This window comes from Sphingobacterium sp. FBM7-1 (genome assembly GCF_020687765.1).
Taxonomy (GTDB): Bacteria; Bacteroidota; Bacteroidia; order Sphingobacteriales; family Sphingobacteriaceae; genus Sphingobacterium.
Window position 1 is genome coordinate 236,305 of sequence record NZ_JAJEWJ010000005.1, and the last position, 18,132, is coordinate 254,436.

Genomic DNA, 18,132 nt, shown 5'->3' on the forward strand with positions numbered 1-18,132 from the left:
TAACGATTATGAACAAGATATTTTATACGGCTTTTTTAATTTTTCCTTTACTATTCAGTGCCTGCTCGGGTTTCTTGGATAAAGAACCCTTTGAAGACCCGAGTGCCGAGTCGGTAAAAGATGCTGCTTCAGCCGTGGCGATGGTAAATGCCGCCTATCAGCCTTTGCAGCGTCCTAAATTATACAATATGCGTATCTGGTCATTGGATATCATGGCGGGAAACAGTGCCGTGGGTGCTGGTGGTGGCGATGATGGTATCGAAACAATACAGTTGGCCAATTTTTCTACCGGGCCAGACAATTTTGCAGCAGTTGACCTCTGGCGGGGGCCGAACCCGGGAATATTATATTGCAACACGGTGTTGGAGAATGTGCCCGATATGGATATTGACGAGAACCTTAAAAACCGGATTATCGGTGAGGCAAAGTTCCTACGGGCGCATTATTATTTCCTGTTGGTACAACTTTTTGGCGATGTGCCGATGAGTTTGGTCCCTCCGAAACCAAGTGATGATTTGAACCAGGAACGGATAGACAAAAACCGCATTTACAATGAAGTCATTATACCCGATCTGAATGATGCCATCAATCTGTTGCCCCGACGGGAAGAATATGGAGACGAAGATAAAGGGCGTGCAACAAAAGGAGCGGCCGCAGGGATGTTGGCGAAGGTATACCTAACGCTGAAACAATATGAGCAGGCAGTCGAGATGTGTAACCTCGTAGCTGATTACGGCTATGTACTCAATCCGGATTATAGTGATTGCTTCGGCGGGGAAAAAAGGCATAAAAACACACCCGAATCACTCTTTGAAGTACAATATTATGGACTTACAAATGCAGGTTTTTGGGATGATGAAAACCAGGCAAATTGGCTGAGCACCTACATGGGGCCGCGTAACTCCGGCTGGGTAGGTGGTGGCTACGGCTGGAACCAACCAACGGAAGAATTCGTCAGCCAATATGAAGAAGGCGATTTGCGCAAAGATAAAACCGTACTCTATGAAGGTGGGCCTTTGTTTGACGGCAAGCAATACAAATCCAATATGTCTTCCACGGGATATAACGTCCGGAAATTTCTGGTACCCCTGTCTGTATCGCCGGATTACAACACGAATGCGGCAAATATCGTGGTGCTACGTTATGCTGATGTATTGCTGATGAAAGCCGAAGCACTAAACGAGCTTGGCCGAACAGGAGAAGCTGTAGAGCCCTTGTATGGGGTTCGCGAACGTGCTGGGTTAACCAATAAGCAGGAGCTCGAAAATTTGTCGCAAAGTGAGATGCGCGAAAAGATCCGTCAAGAGCGGCGTATAGAGCTGGCTTTTGAAGGGCACCGTTGGTTTGATATGATCCGTTGGGATAACGGCCAGTATGCGTTAGACTTTCTGCACAGCATCGGTAAGCTGAACGCAGCCAGAAAGCATCTATTGCTTCCTATTCCACAACTGGAAAGAGATGCCAACCCGAAATTGAAACAGAATCCCGGTTATTAATATGTTTACGATGAAGAAGATATATCATATCCTGAGCCTATGTTTAGTAATCCCCATGCTATGGAGCTCTTGTAAAGAAGATTTTGGCGGTATAGATTATCCCGATGGGCCGTTGGCCTTATCCGTAGATGAATCGGATGTCGTTTTGGACGTGGCCGTACCGGAAAGCGATGCAATTACCTTTCAGTGGACTCCAGGATCGAATTTTGGATCCAATGCTGCGATAAAGTATACCTTTGAGCTGGCGGTAAGGGGGACAAATTTTGACGAAGCGGTCAGTAGTACGCACGACCAGGGGAATACGATACTGGCCTATCGGACAGCCGCCCTCAACAGCTTATTGCTTGATGATTTTGGCGTGGAACCCGGGAGTTCGGTAGAACTGGAGGCCCGTGTAACGGCGCATGTGCAGGCGGAAGGTATAGCGCCTCAAGTTTCTGACGTTGTCGTGATAACCGTGCAGACCTATAAGCCGGTTAGTTCCACGTTATTCCTGATCGGCAGTGCGACACCGAATGGATGGAGTGCAGATGACCCGACACCGATGAATGCCACGCAGGGTACGCCGGGAGTCTTTATGTGGCAAGGCAATTTAGTTCCGGGCGAGTTTAAATTTATCACGACAGAAGGTCAGTTTGCGCCTTCCTACAACCGTGGCGACAACGACAATACCCTGTATTTTAGGGAGTCAGAAGACGATCCGTATGATGAGCCGTTCCATATCACGGAAGCAGGAACGTATCAGATTAGGGTTAACTTGATTGCCCGGACGATTGATATTGTAGAAGCAGCAGGGCCACCGTATGGCGAACTTTGGTTTGTCGGGGGCTTTACGGGATGGCAGTTTGAGCCGATGGTGCAGGATGCCAATGATCCATTTATCTTTTACTACCACGCTGCACTGAGCTCAGATGCCGGATCGGATGAATTCAAGATCGCTACTCGGCCGGATTTTGATCAGAGCGTCGTATTCCTACGTCCCGAAACCAACGGACAAGGAGTAGGTGCGGATTTGCCGGTGGTGAGCTGGTCGGAAGGTGAAAACGCAGCGGACTATAAGTGGAAAATATCGGATGGAACGTACAAAGTCAGGTTGGATCTGCGTGAAAATAAAATCGATATTGTACCCTTCACCCCCTATACTAATATGTATCTGGTGGGGGATGCGACACCCAATGGATGGGATGTGGAAAATGCAACAGCCATGGCAAAAGGGAGTACAGCTTACCAATTTACATGGACGGGGGCGTTAAAAGCCGGGGAGTTAAAATTTAGCTGTGATAAGCAGGCAGACTGGAATGGAGCTTGGTTCCTGGCTCTGGCCAATGGGATAGAGCCTACCGGTGATGTGGAACAGATACTGTTCAGTAATCCCGGCTCTAATCCGGATAATAAGTGGAAGATCGCGTCTGCGGGAACATATACGATTACCCTGGATCAATTAAAACATACCGTAGTCATTGAAAAACAATAGGAGAAAGAAAATGAAGAAAATACCTTGGTCTTTACTGATTTGTACCACCCTGTTATGGGGAAGCTGCAAAGATTATTATGATGTCAACGTAGATCCAGTTACATATGGCGAAACCTATTTTAAGGCAGCTCTGCATAAAGATCGGGCCGTATATAGTCCTGGCGATCAGGTAAAACTCTCTTTGGATGGCAAAATCGATCCACAGGAATTAACAGTGTGTTATACACACCTCGGAGAGGTATTAAAAGAAGAGAAGCTTACAGGCTCTTCTTGGACTTGGACAGCGCCACCGGATGACTTTAAAGGTTATTTGGTATATATCTACAAAAGTGATGATCCACAGAAAAATGCGCTGTATAGTATGGCCGTCGATGTGTCGTCGGAATGGACGAAATTTCCGAGATATGGTTTTGTTTCCAATTTCGGGCATTTCTCGCAAGAGACGATCCAACGCAATATCGAGAACCTGAGTCGTTTTCATATCAATGGTGTACAATTCTACGACTGGAAATACGATCATCAGAAACCCCTTGCCGGAAGCCCGGAAAACCCCGCAGAAAGTTGGCCGGATTTGATCGGACGAACTAACTATAAGGCTACAATAGATGGCTATATCCAAGCCGCGCACGACAAGGGAATGAAAGCGATGTTTTATAACCTGTTGTTCGGCGCATTATCGAATGCCGCGGGTGACGGCGTGCGGGAAGAGTGGTATTTGTTTAAGGATGCGGAAAGGATCGAAAAAGACGTACATCCGCTTGATCCGCCGTTTCGAAGTAGTATCTATCTGACGAACCCTGCGAATACGGGCTGGCAGGACTACCTAAATAAGCGCCATCAGGAAGTGTATGAGGTGTTTGATTTTGACGGCTTTCATATTGACCAATTGGGCAGTCGCGGAACCGTTTATGATTATGATGGTCAGGAAGTGGATCTCGCTCAAGCATACGGTCCGTTTATCAAATCCACTGTTGCTAAATTTCCGGATAAATACCATGTGATGAACTCCGTCACCCAATATGGGCAGGAGAGTCCGATTGCAACATCGGATGTAGACTTCCTGTACACCGAAGTTTGGGATCCGTTCAATTCATTTAATGATCTCGTGGGCATTATCCACGACAACTATCGGTATAGTGGCTATGAGAAAAATAGTGTCTTGGCAGCATACATGAACTACGGGCGTTCTAATCAACCCGGATTTGTCAACGAGCCGGGAATCCTGCTCACCAATGCAGTTATTTTTGCCAATGGTGGTGCACATCTGGAAATCGGCGAACATTATCTCACGAACGAATATTTCCCCAATAATAACTTACAGCTGCGCGGAACGACCAAAGATAAGCTGATTACCTACTACGATTTTATGGTGGGCTACCAGAACCTGCTGCGCGATGGTGGAGAGGTATTTGAACCCGCTGTCGAAGGGCAAGGTGAGGGTGTAGCGGTCACGAATGGTACGGCTGTCCAAGGAAATATAACGAGTTACGGGCGTCGGTTCAGTAACCTTGATGTTGTTCATCTTGTCAACTTCAACAATGCCAGTACCATGGAATGGCGGGACAGCAACGGTACGCAACGCGAACCGAATACCGTGACCGATGTGTCCTTGCGGATTCCGGTAAGCAAAACGGTGCGTAAGGTATGGATGGCGTCGCCGGATATCGCTGCCGGTGCACCTATTGAGTTGCTTGTAGAACAGCAAGGGAATACGTTGACGGTTAGCTTGCCAAGCCTTCAATATTGGGATATGTTGGTTATAGAATATTAATAATATGAAGTTAATAAGATATATAGTAGTCTGGTGTACGGTGTTTCTGTCGGCTTTCGAAGCAACGGCACAGCAGGAAGCAAGACCACAAGGCTGTTCAAGTTATACAATAGATGGAAATGTCGTTACTTTTCATGGAGATGCCGGCGCGAAGCTGCAATTGAAATTCAACAGTAGTTCGATGGTACGGATCTGGTTTGATCCAACGGGTGAACTAAAGCGAAGCAACCCTTCCTTTGCCGTGATAAAAGAAGAGTTGGAAGATGTGGGGAAGATTTCGGTGAATGACGAACCGTCGAGTTATGAGATTTACACCGCTAAGTTGCGGGTGAGGCTGCATAAAAAAGATATGCAATTGCTCATCTACGACAAATGGCAAAAATTGATTTTCAGCGATTATAAGGATCGTGGACATGAGACCGAGGGTACGCGTATAGTGGCGCATAAGGTTTTGCGGAACGATGAGAACATTTTCGGTCTTGGCGAGAAAACAGGGCCGCTCAACAGACGCGGGCGTGCCTACAAAATGTGGAATAGCGACCGACCTTGCTATAGTGCTCAGGAGGATCCGCTCTATAAGAGTATCCCTTTCTTTATGAGCAGTTATAATTACGGGGTTTTTCTGGATAATACTTACAAAACGGAGTTTAAATTCGGTACCGAATCGGATGAGTTCTATTCTTTTGAAGCCCCTGACGGCGCTTTTATTTACTATTTTATATATGGTAAAGATTATAAGGATATTCAGAGCCAATATATTGCGCTAACGGGTAAGCCGATCATGCCGCCGAAGTGGGCTTTTGGCTTTGCACAGAGCCGTGGGCTGTATACCCGGCAAGATCAGGCGCTAGAAATCGCTACAGAATTTAGAAAGCGGCAGATACCCATCGATATTATATACCAGGACATTGGTTGGACACAATGGCTACAGGATTTTGAATGGCGGAAAGGAAATTATGAAAACCCCAAAGCTATGTTAAAAGAACTGAAGCGGAATGGTTTTAAAATGATCCTGTCGCAGGATCCTGTTATTTCGCAGGCGAACAAGAAGCAGTGGCAGGAAGCCGATGCCAAGGGATTCCTTGTTAAGGACAGCCGTACAGGCAAATCGTATGATATGCCCTGGCCATGGGGCGGTAATTGCGGTGTCGTAGACTTTACGATACCGGAGGTAGCCGACTGGTGGGGCGAGCAGCAGCAAAAACCATTAGCCGACGGAGCGCATGGGTTTTGGACGGATATGGGTGAACCGGCTTGGAGTAACGAAGAGGATGCCGACCGTCTTTATATGCAGCACCATATCGGTATGCACGATGAGATCCACAATGTATACGGCCTCACTTGGGATAAGGTGGTGAAAGAACAGTTTGAGAAACATAATCCCAACAAGCGGGTGTTTCAGATGACCAGGGCAGCTTATGCCGGGTTGCAACGTTATACATTTGGCTGGTCGGGCGATAGCGGAAACGGCGCGGATGTCTTGCAGGGTTGGGGGCAGTTTGCCAACCAGGTTGCGGTAGGCATTTCCGCCGGACTTGGAGGAATACCGTTCTGGACGACCGATATTTCGGGCTATTGTGGAGACATTACAGATTATCCAGCTATGGCAGAACTGTATACCCGCTGGATGCAATTCGGAATCTTTAATCCGCTGAGCCGTGCACATCACGAAGGCGACAATGCGGTAGAGCCTTGGCTCTTTGGTGAAGTAGCCGAAAAAAATGCCAAAGCGGCCATCGAACTGAAGTATCAGCTTTTCCCGTATTTGTATACCTACGGTCGGCAAGCTTATGATACCGGTCTTCCGATTCTTCGAGGATTGTTTATGGAATATCCGGACGACGAACAGGCGATTAAAGTGGAAGACCAGTTTATATTCGGACAGGAATTGCTCGTAGCGCCGGTGCTAAAAAAAGGGGAGCGCGTAAAACGGTTGTATCTTCCCGAAGGCGAATGGATCGATTTCAACGATAAGAAGTCTGTATATTTCGGTGGCGAAAGAATTGCCTACCGGGCGCCGCTAAACGTCATCCCGATGTTTGTGAAAAAGGGATCTATCGTACCGATGATGCCAGTGATGCAATATATCCACGAAAGACTAGATTATCCACTGCATGTGCACATTTTTCCAAATTACGAGGGAGAACAGGCTTCTTTTACCGTCTATGAAGACGATGGGGAGAGCTTGGATTATCAAAAAGATGTTTCTTCGCAAACAGGTTTTGTCTGCACCACCACAGATACAGGATATACGATGGAAGTTACGCCGCGGGACAACGGATATATGCCGGCAAAAGGTCGGAATATCGTCTTGCGCTTCCATATCGAGCAGACACCGGCAGCGGTAAAATTAGATGGTAAGTCTATTTCCAATAACCCGGATTTGTCTACCGCGGAAGCACTGGACGGAAATAGTCCGGAAACCGTTTGGTCTTGGAATGAAGAAACAGGCGAATGCATGGTGCGTTTCCCAGACAATAGAAAGAAAGTAACAATACAGATAAATGGAATATAACATGATGAAGAAATGGTTTTGGGTAGTCGGATTTTGTTGCCTGGGCTTTTGGAGTGCGGCACAGGAATTGAAATCGCCAAACGGTAACCTGTCGTTGTCGTTTGTTGTGGAAGATGGAGGTGTGCCCACCTATGCCCTGCACTATAAAAATAAGGCGATTGTTAAACCCAGTAGATTGGGTTTTACGTTGACAGGGAATACACGGAAATCGGAGTTTGGCGGAGAAACGGATGCAGGTAAAACGCAGGTGGAAAACTCACTGGCGACAGGATTTGAGGTCGTGGATTGGGAGGAGTTAACTTTCGACGAAACTTGGCAGCCGGTGTGGGGCGAATCTAAGGATATCCGCAACCATTACAACGAGCTGGCGGTAACATTGCAACAGGAGGAGTCGGAACGAAAAATGCTGATTCGGTTTCGGTTATACGATGAGGGGGTGGGTTTCCGCTATGAATTTCCTGAACAACAGGATTTAGCATACCTAGTCGTGAAAGAAGAAGAAACCGAATTCGCCATGACGGGCGATCATATGGCTTTTTGGATTCCCGGCGATTATGACACGCAAGAGTATAATTATACTACTTCCCGATTGTCCGAAATACGTGGCCTGATGCAGGAAGCCATTACACCTAATGCTTCGCAGACCCCGTTTTCGCCAACAGGCGTACAAACAGCCCTGATGATGAAAACAGATGACGGCTTGTATATCAATATACACGAGGCGGCGTTAATTGATTTTGCCTGTATGCACTTGAACTTGGACGATAAGAATTTCGTCTTTAAATCTTGGCTGACACCAGATGCAAACGGTACGAAAGGTAATTTGCAGACGCCGGCACGTAGCCCGTGGAGAACCATTATGGTGAGTGATGATGCCCGTGATATCTTGACTGCTAACCTAACGTTGAACCTGAACGAACCGTCAAAAATCGAGGATACTTCCTGGATTAAACCAACGAAGTATGTCGGGGTGTGGTGGGAAATGATTACCGGAAAAAGCGAATGGTCATATACTTACGATTTGCCGAGTGTACATATCGGAAAAACCGACTATAGCAAGGTGAAACCACACGGCAAGCATGGCGCGACTACGGCAAACGTAAAGCGCTACATCGACTTTGCGGCGGCACATGGCTTTGATGGAGTACTCGTAGAAGGATGGAATATTGGTTGGGAAGATTGGTTTGGAAATGCGAAAGACTATGTCTTTGATTTTGTAACGCCTTATCCGGATTTTGATCTGGATGAAATACGAACATACGCGAAGAGCAAGGGGGTGAAGATGATTATGCACCATGAAACTTCTGGCTCGATACGAAATTACGAGCGTCACTTAGATCAAGCCTATCAATTTATGAAGGATAATGGTTACGATGCGGCGAAAACAGGTTATGTTGGCAATATCATCCCCCGTGGGGAATACCATTATAGTCAATGGATCAACAACCATTATCAGTATGCATTGGAAAAAGCAGCGGAATATCAGATTATGATCAATGCACACGAAGCGGTACGCCCAACCGGATTAAGCCGGACTTGGCCGAACCTCATAGGAAATGAATCTGCCCGTGGCACCGAGTATCAAGCGTTTGGAGGAGACAGAAACCACCCGAACCATGTCACGATCTTGCCGTTCACCCGACAGATAGGAGGCCCTATGGACTACACGCCGGGTATTTTTGAAATGGATATATCTAAGGTAAATCCGAATAATGATTCTTGGGTCAATAGTACATTGGCTAACCAGTTAGCACTTTATGTAACCATGTATAGCCCCTTGCAGATGGCAGCTGACCTTCCTGAAAACTACGAGCGGTTTATCGATGCTTTCCAATTCATCAAAGATGTCGCCTTGGATTGGGATGAGAGCAAGTACTTAGAGGCTGAACCAGGGGAGTACGTGACCGTAGCACGCAAGGCAAAAGGAACAACTACTTGGTTTGTTGGAAATGTAGCTGGAGAAAATGGACATACTTCCGAGTTGAAATTGGAATTCTTAGATCCGGGAAAAAAATACATCGCAACAATATATGCCGATGCGAAAGACGCGCATTATAAGGATAACCCCCAAGCGTATACGATTTCAAAAAAATCGATCACACGTAAGTCGAAGCTGAAATTGAGAAGTGCGCCGGGAGGAGGTTATGCTATACATATCCAAGAAGTGCGGAGGTAAAAATCAAGGGGTGCAATCATTGCACCCCTAAAGCAATTCCCGTAGCTTTGTATTCAAAGCTTCATCATGTAGATTACGCGCCACGATCACCCCTTCAGGATCCACCAAGATATTCTGCGGAATGGCGCGTACCCCATATAGCGTACCCGCTGCGTTTTGCCAAGATTGCAGGTCAGAAATATGTTTCCAATCCAGGTTGTCTTTTTCAATCGCCGCTACCCAATCCTCAAATTTGCGATCAAAAGAAACCCCTAAAATCTCAAAGTTCTTATCCTTAAAGGTGTTATACGTCTTCACCAAGTTCGGGTTTGCTTTACGGCAATCCGGGCACCAAGACGCCCAAAACTCAATCAGCACATATTTGCCCCGCAGATCCGACAGCGAAAACGGCTCGCCCTCCGGCGTCAGCTGCGTAATGGCCGGAGCCTTTTTACCTACCGACGAATTTTCCAAACGCTTTAGGTAAAAGCCAAATTGCTTTCCCTCCGGCGATCGGCGTACCGATTTGTCCAATCCCTTGAATAAGTCCCGTAATTCTTTATAATCCGGGTCATAGCCACCCACCCGTTGTATGGTTTTCAAGGTTTCTACACGCGAAGGGTTGGCCTTAACTTGCGCAATCAACTCCTCTTTGCTTTCCTTTAGCTGAGCGAAAAGAAAAGCCGGTAACGTAAATAACAGTAAGGTGATATACTTTTTCATGAGCGTAACTTGTTTCTACAAAGCTACATAAAATGCTCCGGTATTCATCTTTTTCAACGACGCCTAACTTTATTGGTTTCGCATTTAATATTTTATTAACTTGCATTTTTAAAAAGCATCGAGTACCTTTGTTGCTCAATAAAGGCAAGTTGTACATGTTAGGTGCATTGATTACTTCCAAAACCAGATTAAAGCTACTGATCAAATTTTTTGTATCGGCCGGCAACACCGGTTATCTGCGTGGCATTGCCGAAGAATTTGATGAATCTACCAATGCGATCCGTAAAGAACTAAACCAGTTAACAGAAGCAGGATTTTTAGAGCGGAAGCAGGATCAGAAGAAAGTGCTGTATCAGGCGAATATAGCCCATCCCTTATTTAACCCCGTTCAGCGATTAGTACATTCTTTTCTGGGCGTCGATAAGGTCGTCGATCAGGTAATGGAGCGCGCCGGAGATGTGCAGGAAGTGATGCTAATCGGTGCCTATGCCAAAGGGCAGGAGTCCGATCAGCTAGAAGTCGTCATATCGGGCGAAAACCTCGACAAAGACTATCTGGCGAACCTTTCCGAAAAAACCGGAAAATTGATCAACAAAGAAATTAAAATAAACTTCGAAAAGCCCAGCAGTGGCGCTTATATTGTCGTTTATCGAAATATGGCGTGAAGATCCGCTGTATTAGACAACGCTTGGCACTTTTATTGCATATAGCGGAGCGAAGTCAACTGGAGCTGTTTAATATTATGGAAGAACATTATGGAAAATAAAATAGTGAAAAAGAAGGACGATTATAATCCGGGACCACGTGTCGGAATTACCTTCTCTACTTTTGATTTATTACATGCCGGCCACATTATGATGCTTGCAGAGGCAAAACGCCAATGCGACTACCTTATATGTGGCCTGCAGATGGACCCTACATTAGACCGACCTGAAAAAAACAAACCCACCCAAACCGTGGTGGAGCGCTACATCCAATTGCGCGGCTGCCAATATGTTGACGAGATAGTGCCCTACTCTACCGAACAAGACCTGGAGGACATCCTCCGGTCTTTTAAATTGGACGTGCGCATCGTGGGTGATGAATATAAAGATAAGAACTTCACAGGTCGCAAGTACTGTGAAGAAAAAGGCATCGACCTATATTTTAATAGCCGCGATCATCGGTTTTCCAGCTCCGGTCTGCGCCGGATTGTAGCCGAGAAAGAAGCAGAAAAGAACGGAAACGGGAAGAAGTAAAGAATGAAGAAAATCGCCGTCATTGGTCAAGGTTATGTTGGATTGCCCTTAGCAATCGAGTTTGCCCGTCATTTCCCAGTTGTGGGTTTTGATATCAATGAAGAGCGCGTGCGCGAGTTAGCGCAGGGCATCGACCGGACTCACGAGGCCGATACCGACAGACTTCGTAACGTGCTGTTAGAAACTGCAGGTGTCAATAAGGAGCCGCAAAGATTACGATTGGCTACGGTAAATGGAACCGAAGGCGAGCTATCTTTCAATCCTTTGCAGAACGCACCCGGTCTATCTTTTTCCAGCAACGTAAAAGCTATTCAGGATGCACAAATTTATATTGTAACGGTTCCTACTCCCATCGATCGGCTGAACGCGCCTGATCTTAGTCCCCTAAAAAAGGCATCGGAAATGTTGGGTCATATTATCAAGCCCGGGGATATCGTGATCTACGAATCCACTGTTTATCCCGGTTGCACCGAAGAAGAATGCGTACCCGTTTTAGAAAAAGCTTCCGGTTTGGTCTTTAACCGCGATTTTTTTGTCGGCTATTCGCCCGAAAGAATCAACCCTGGAGATAAGGTACATACCTTAACCACCATCATTAAGGTTACTTCCGGATCAACCCCCGAAGTAGCCGACGAAGTGGATCAGCTCTATAAAACCATTGTTACAGCCGGTACCCATAAAGCACCGAGTATCAAGGTGGCAGAAGCTTCTAAAGCGATCGAGAACGCCCAGCGCGACGTGAATATATCTTTTGTGAACGAGCTAGCCCTTATTTTCGACCGGATGGGTATCGATACCCATGACGTACTCGAAGCCGCCGGCACGAAATTCAATTTTTTAAAATATAAACCCGGATTGGTAGGCGGACACTGCATCTCTATCGATCCCTATTACCTTACCCATAAAGCCACGCAATTAGGCTACCATCCCGAAGTGATATCATCCGGGAGGCGGGTAAACAATTCCATTCCAGCCTTCATCGCATCTAAAGTCGTGAAGCTCATGTTGTCAAAAGATATCGCCGTCCGTAGAGCAAGTGTCCTGATTTTAGGCATCACCTTTAAAGAAAACTGTCCCGATATCCGGAATACGAAGGTCGTCGAAATCTATCGGGAGCTAAAAGAATATGGGATGGACATCGATGTGTATGATCCCTGGGCCAGTCGGGAAGAAGTATACGCCGAGTACGGCATCCTCATGAAAGAAGAAGAAATAGTCGGAGAGGCTCCATTTAACGAAGAACAATATGATGCTATTATTCTAGCCACCGCCCATCGCGAATTTTCGAATATCGATATTCGGGCGATAAAGAAAGAAAATAGTGTCGTATTTGATACGAAAGGCATATGGCCACGAGAGTGGGTAGACACGAGACTATAATCATAACCGTATAATAAAATGAAAGCAATAAAAAAAATCACCTGTATTGGAGCAGGCTACGTCGGAGGGCCGACGATGTCTGTTATCGCGCAGAAGAACCCAGATATCGCTGTTACCGTCGTCGACCTTAACCAAGCGCGTATCGCCGCCTGGAATGACGCGGATCTTAACAACCTGCCGGTTTACGAACCCGGCCTAGATGCGGTCGTGGGCGAAGCGCGGGGTCGCAACCTGTTCTTCGATACCGATGTAGATAAAGCCATCCGGGAAGCCGACATGATATTCATCTCGGTGAATACCCCTACCAAAACGTATGGCAAAGGCAAAGGGCAGGCAGCCGACCTGAAATTCGTGGAACTTTGTGCCCGTCAGATCGCCGCGGTGGCCACAGACGATAAAATTGTGGTCGAGAAATCCACCCTTCCGGTCCGCACGGCCGAAGCCCTAAAAAATATACTGGAGAACACCGGCAACGGGGTCAACTTCCGCATCCTCTCCAACCCCGAATTTTTGGCCGAAGGAACGGCCGTTACCGACCTGCATAATCCCGACCGGGTACTGATCGGCGGCGAGGACGAAGAGGCGATCGAAGCGCTGGTGAATGTCTACGCTGCCTGGGTTCCGCGGGAGCGCATCCTGACGACGAACCTATGGTCATCGGAATTGTCGAAATTGGTTGCCAATGCTTTCCTTGCCCAGCGGGTATCGTCTATCAACGCGATTTCGGAACTGTGCGAGGTGACCGGGGCAAACGTGGACGAGGTTTCCCGTGCCATCGGGCAGGACTCGCGTATCGGCCCGAAATTCTTGAAAGCATCGGTAGGTTTTGGCGGTTCCTGTTTCCAAAAGGACATCCTGAACCTGGTGTACATCGCCCGTTCGTATAATCTGACCGCCGTAGCCGACTACTGGGAGCAGGTGATCATCATGAACGACCACCAGAAAACACGCTTTGCCGAAAAGATCATCCAGACCATGTATAACACGGTAAACGGCAAACACATTGCTTTTTTGGGCTGGGCATTCAAGAAAGACACGAACGATACTCGGGAATCCGCAGCGATCTACGTGGCCGACCACCTGCTGGACGAAGAAGCCGAGATCGTGGTCTACGACCCGAAAGTATCGGCCGAGCAGATCTACAAGGACCTGGATTACCTGGGCTCCCGTTCTCCGGAAGACAACCGGAGACTGCTCAAAGTCGTGGATAATCCCTACGAAGCGCTCGCCGGCGCACATGCCGCAGCCGTACTGACCGAGTGGGATGAATTCAAGGCTTACGACTGGGCAAAGATCAAGGAAGGCATGAAAAGACCATCGTTTGTTTTCGATGGCAGAAAGCTATTGGACAAAAAAGAATTGAACAGACTCGGATTTGCGTATTACGCAATCGGCGAATAATATACTATACAGCAAAGCAGACATGCATAAAGATTTCAAGACCCTTTTCCCCGATACACCCGAAACAGAGGTCAGACATGTATACAGCCCCTACCGGGTCTGTCCGGTGGGTGCACATATCGACCACCAGCATGGCCATGTAACCGGCTTTGCCTTAGATCACGGTGTAGACTTTTATTATGTTCCAACGGAAACGGGCGTTATCAACCTGTTCAGTACCGATTTTGAAGGGCAGGTGCTCTTTGCTATCGAAACCATGCCCGGGCGTTACAATACCTGGGGGCGCTATATACAGGCCGCTATCTACACGCTGTCCAAGCAGCACGAAGTAACGGTTGGCGTGCAGGGCCTGATCTGCGGTTCACTGCCGGTGGGCGGGCTGTCCTCCTCTTCGGCCGTGCTGCTCTGTTATATTATGGCGCTGGCCGATGTCAACCATATTGAGATCAACGAGCATGACCTGATTGAACTGGCCTTCCGTGCAGAGAAAGAGTACATCGGGCTGAGCCTCGGGAAACTCGACCAAAGCTGCGAGGTGCTGAGCAAAAAAGACCACCTATTGTACTTGGATACCAAAGATGATTCTTACCGTTTGGTTCCTAAGCCGGCAGAAATGCCCGATTTTGATATCCTGATATTTTTCAGCGGATTGACCCGTACACTGGTCAATACCGGCTACAATACCCGTACCGACGAATGCAAGGTGGCCGCCTATTCGCTGCTGGCTTATGAAGGGGTGCCTTACACCGCCTTTGCCGACACCCGCCTGCGAGACGTGGATACCCGTGTCTTTAACAAATGGAAACACCGTCTGCCCGATCCACTGGCCAAACGGGCCACCCACTTCATGACCGAATACGAACGGGTAGAGCGGGCCGTAGACGCCTTTGAAAAAGGCGATATCACGATGCTGGGCGCCATTATGTTTGAATCAGGCGATAGTTCGATCCGCTTTTGGGAATCCGGTTGTCCGGAGATGATCAGCCTGTTCGAGGCGATCAAAGAAGCACCGGGCGTATACGGTGGCCGTTTCAGCGGAGCCGGTTTCAAAGGCTGCTGTGTGGCTTTGTCCGATCCAGCTTACCGGCAGGAGGCCATCGATTATGTGACCAAAAACTACCTGTCGAAATATCCCGAAATGGAAGGGCAGTATGAAGTACGTGTGTGTAAAACAGCCGATGGCGTACGCAGAGTAAGTTAAAAAAGAAGCAAGCATGAAAACATTAATATTAGCGGCAGGTTATGCCACTCGTTTATATCCCCTAACCAAAAATTTTCCAAAGCCCCTGTTAGAAGTCGGCGGGAAAACGATCTTGGACCGGCTCGTAGAAGCCGTAGATGGTATAGAAAGCGTGGATCAGCATATCGTGGTGACTAATGCGACCTTCTATCAGCATTTTGAAGACTGGAAGGCAAAGTCGAATTATCAGAAAGATATCATCATCCTCAACGATGGTACTACGAGTAATGATAACCGACTAGGTGCCGTGAAAGATATCCTTTTTGCGATTGAGCAGCTCGAAATCAACGAAGATCTGTTAGTACTAGCGGGCGACAACGTCGTGACCTTCTCTTTCGAAGACTTTGTGCGCTATGCGCAGGAGAAGCATACCAGCTGTATCAGTTGCCATGAAGAGTCATCGCTGGCTGCTTTGCAAAAAACCGGTGTCTTGGAGGCCGATGAAAATATGCGTGCCATCGCGATGCACGAAAAGCCGGAGAATCCGCCTTCCAGCTGGGCCGTTCCACCGTTCTATTATTATAAACGCACGGATCTTCCGCTTATTAAGACCGCGCTGGATCAGGGTTGTGGCTACGATGCACCGGGCAACCTCGCTGCCTGGCTGTGCAAAAAGACCGAAGTATACGCCTGGCCGATCAATGGCGAACGCTACGATATTGGCGATATGGCGGCTTACGAGCATGCTCAGGGAGTGTTCAAAAAGGATTAATCATTAAAAGATACGCTAAAAGCTATGCAATATAAAAAGATACTCGTCACCGGAGCCGCCGGCTTTATCGGCTTCTATTTAAGCAAAGTCCTGTTGGAGCAGGGCGCCGAGGTGGTCGGTTTAGACAATATCAACGACTACTACGATGTTAATCTCAAGTACGCCCGTTTAGCGGAATTAGGGGTGAAACGTGAAGAAGCCGAAAATTGGAAGCAGGCAGCGGGTTCCGCTACCCATCCCGGTTTCCGTTTTGTCCGTATGGATCTGGCAGACCGCGAAGCCCTGCCCGCGCTTTTTGAACAAGAGAAATTCGATGCGGTTGTCAACCTTGCCGCACAGGCAGGGGTTCGATACAGCTTAGAGAACCCGATGGCCTATGTGGACAGCAACGTGGTGGGCTTTGTGAATATGCTGGAATGTTGCCGCCATTATCAGATAGGGCATTTGGTGTATGCTTCAAGTTCGTCGGTATATGGGGAGAATGGCAAAGTGCCTTTCTCGGAAGACGACCGTGTAGATTATCCTGTTAGCCTGTATGCTGCGACCAAGAAAGCGAATGAACTGATGGCACATACGTACAGCCATCTGTACAAGATTCCAACGTCTGGATTGCGTTTCTTCACGGTGTACGGTCCCTGGGGTCGGCCGGATATGGCACCTATCTTATTTGCTTCTGCTATTACCGAAGACCGTCCGATCAAGGTGTTCAATAACGGTGATATGAGCCGTGATTTTACGTATATCGACGATATTGTGCAGGGCATTATCATTACATTGAACAATCCTCCGGTTAAAGAAAAGGAACAGCCGTTGTATCAGGTATTTAATATCGGAAACGGCTCTCCGGTTTCCTTAATGGAGTTTATTACTACCTTAGAGGAAAATTTAGGGAAGGTAGCCGAAAAAAATATGCTACCTATGCAACCGGGCGATGTACCACGAACGTGGGCGGATACGGCCCATTTGAATGCTTTAAACTATCAGAGTACAACACCGATTCAAGAGGGCGTGAAAAGGTTTGTGGAATGGTATAAGACTTTTGTTGCAATTTAATCTATCAAAACTCAGGAAAACTATATGACATTTCAACAAAAAATTGATGATTTAAAAGGTAAAATTATAAAAACATTAACGCCTTTAATCACCAGTGATTATTTCCTCCTAGATTTGCCTTATTATTCTAATATTGGTGACAGCTTGATATGGGAAGGAGAAGAAGCTTTTCTAAGCACCTTGCCTCACAAATGTCTACATCGTGCGTCTGCAGATACTTATAGGTTTAAACCTATACCCGCTAGGACTACTATTTTGATGCAGGGAGGAGGCAATTTTGGAGATATATACCCGAAGCATCAGAACTTTCGAAAAGATATTATAAAAAAGTATTTATCTCACCCAATTGTTATTTTTCCTGTAAGTGTCTATTATTCGGACGAATCCCAGATCGCAAAAGATGCAAATGCGTTTTCAAAGCATAAGAACCTTACAATCTGTACACGTGACCGTAGATCTTACGATTTATTAAAAAAGCATTTTGATAATACAATATTGCTGTTACCTGATATGGCGTTCTGCATAGATCTCAATAAGCTCAATAAATATGCCGATACACCCACCAAACCTGTATTGTTCTTGAAGAGGAATGATAAAGAACTGTCCTCCCAGCACAATAACTATAAACTTTCTGATCATGAAAATATCGCTCTAGATATTAAAGATTGGCCAACTAAAGATCGCGGGAATTGGATTCATAAAATAATTAATCGACCAATCCATCCCAAAAGTCCATTTAAAGGGTTTGCAGACTTTTATGCCTATCATGTTTACCGCAAGTACCTCATAAAAGAGGGAGTCAAATTCTTGTCAGATTACGAATATATTTATACGACCCGTTTGCATGGTGCAATTTTGTCGTTTCTCTTACATAAGCCGTTTACATTTTTTGATAACTCTTATGGAAAGAATAAAGGTTTTTATGATGCGTGGCTATCAGATGTGCAGGAAATAAAATTTGATTAAGTATAAAT

14 protein-coding genes are annotated in these 18,132 nt (G+C 46.8%); 13 read left to right on the top strand and 1 reads right to left on the bottom strand.

Annotation, left to right across the window (positions count from 1 at the left end; genetic code table 11):
- The first annotated feature begins 8 nt into the window (after positions 1–8).
- From LKO28_RS10915 to LKO28_RS10935, 5 genes are read left to right on the top strand one after another with little or no spacing between them, the layout of a single operon-like run.
- On the top strand, positions 9–1,496 hold the full coding sequence (locus LKO28_RS10915; RefSeq protein ID WP_227694879.1) for a RagB/SusD family nutrient uptake outer membrane protein: 1,488 nt from the start codon (positions 9–11) through the stop codon (positions 1,494–1,496).
- 10 nt (positions 1,497–1,506) lie between these two features.
- Positions 1,507–2,970 (top strand): SusF/SusE family outer membrane protein, encoded by a 1,464-nt coding sequence (locus LKO28_RS10920; RefSeq protein WP_227694881.1) that lies wholly within the window; start codon positions 1,507–1,509, stop codon positions 2,968–2,970.
- 10 nt (positions 2,971–2,980) lie between these two features.
- Entirely contained in the window at positions 2,981–4,741 is a 1,761-nt protein-coding gene (locus LKO28_RS10925; protein ID WP_227694882.1) for a glycoside hydrolase family 66 protein, read from the top strand.
- Between the two features lie 4 nt (positions 4,742–4,745).
- Positions 4,746–7,256, top strand: coding sequence for a glycoside hydrolase family 31 protein (locus tag LKO28_RS10930; RefSeq protein ID WP_227694883.1), 2,511 nt, complete (start codon positions 4,746–4,748; stop codon positions 7,254–7,256).
- A gap of 1 nt (position 7,257) precedes the next feature.
- On the top strand, positions 7,258–9,432 hold the full coding sequence (locus LKO28_RS10935) for a glycoside hydrolase family 97 protein (protein ID WP_227694884.1): 2,175 nt from the start codon (positions 7,258–7,260) through the stop codon (positions 9,430–9,432).
- Positions 9,433–9,459: 27 nt separating this feature from the next.
- Here the strand turns inward: LKO28_RS10935 and LKO28_RS10940 are convergent, their stop codons facing one another.
- A complete protein-coding gene (locus LKO28_RS10940; protein ID WP_227694885.1) occupies positions 9,460–10,134 on the bottom strand; it encodes a peroxiredoxin family protein in 675 nt (224 codons plus the stop codon).
- A 155-nt stretch (positions 10,135–10,289) separates the two neighbouring features.
- Between LKO28_RS10940 and LKO28_RS10945 the strand changes: the two genes are divergently transcribed.
- The 8 genes from LKO28_RS10945 to LKO28_RS10980 all read left to right on the top strand — a co-directional run bounded on the left by LKO28_RS10945 (position 10,290) and on the right by LKO28_RS10980 (position 18,124).
- On the top strand, positions 10,290–10,799 hold the full coding sequence (locus tag LKO28_RS10945; protein WP_227694887.1) for a winged helix-turn-helix domain-containing protein: 510 nt from the start codon (positions 10,290–10,292) through the stop codon (positions 10,797–10,799).
- Between the two features lie 90 nt (positions 10,800–10,889).
- A complete protein-coding gene (locus LKO28_RS10950) occupies positions 10,890–11,372 on the top strand; it encodes an adenylyltransferase/cytidyltransferase family protein (protein ID WP_227694888.1) in 483 nt (160 codons plus the stop codon).
- Between the two features lie 3 nt (positions 11,373–11,375).
- Positions 11,376–12,752 carry a nucleotide sugar dehydrogenase gene (locus tag LKO28_RS10955; protein ID WP_227694889.1) on the top strand — a complete coding sequence of 459 codons (1,377 nt, stop codon included), beginning with the start codon at positions 11,376–11,378 and terminating at the stop codon, positions 12,750–12,752.
- An 18-nt stretch (positions 12,753–12,770) separates the two neighbouring features.
- Positions 12,771–14,153, top strand: coding sequence for a nucleotide sugar dehydrogenase (locus LKO28_RS10960; RefSeq protein ID WP_227694890.1), 1,383 nt, complete (start codon positions 12,771–12,773; stop codon positions 14,151–14,153).
- Between the two features lie 22 nt (positions 14,154–14,175).
- Positions 14,176–15,354, top strand: coding sequence for a galactokinase family protein (locus LKO28_RS10965; RefSeq protein ID WP_227694891.1), 1,179 nt, complete (start codon positions 14,176–14,178; stop codon positions 15,352–15,354).
- A gap of 13 nt (positions 15,355–15,367) precedes the next feature.
- The gene (locus LKO28_RS10970) at positions 15,368–16,105 is read left to right on the top strand and encodes a nucleotidyltransferase family protein (RefSeq protein ID WP_227694893.1); all 738 of its coding nucleotides are present in this window, start codon (positions 15,368–15,370) and stop codon (positions 16,103–16,105) included.
- 24 nt (positions 16,106–16,129) lie between these two features.
- Positions 16,130–17,158: an NAD-dependent epimerase gene (locus tag LKO28_RS10975; RefSeq protein ID WP_227694895.1), complete on the top strand. Its 1,029-nt coding sequence runs from the start codon at positions 16,130–16,132 to the stop codon at positions 17,156–17,158.
- 24 nt (positions 17,159–17,182) lie between these two features.
- Positions 17,183–18,124, top strand: a complete 942-nt coding sequence (locus LKO28_RS10980; RefSeq protein ID WP_227694897.1) for a polysaccharide pyruvyl transferase family protein — start codon at positions 17,183–17,185, stop codon at positions 18,122–18,124.
- The last annotated feature ends 8 nt before the right edge of the window (positions 18,125–18,132 follow it).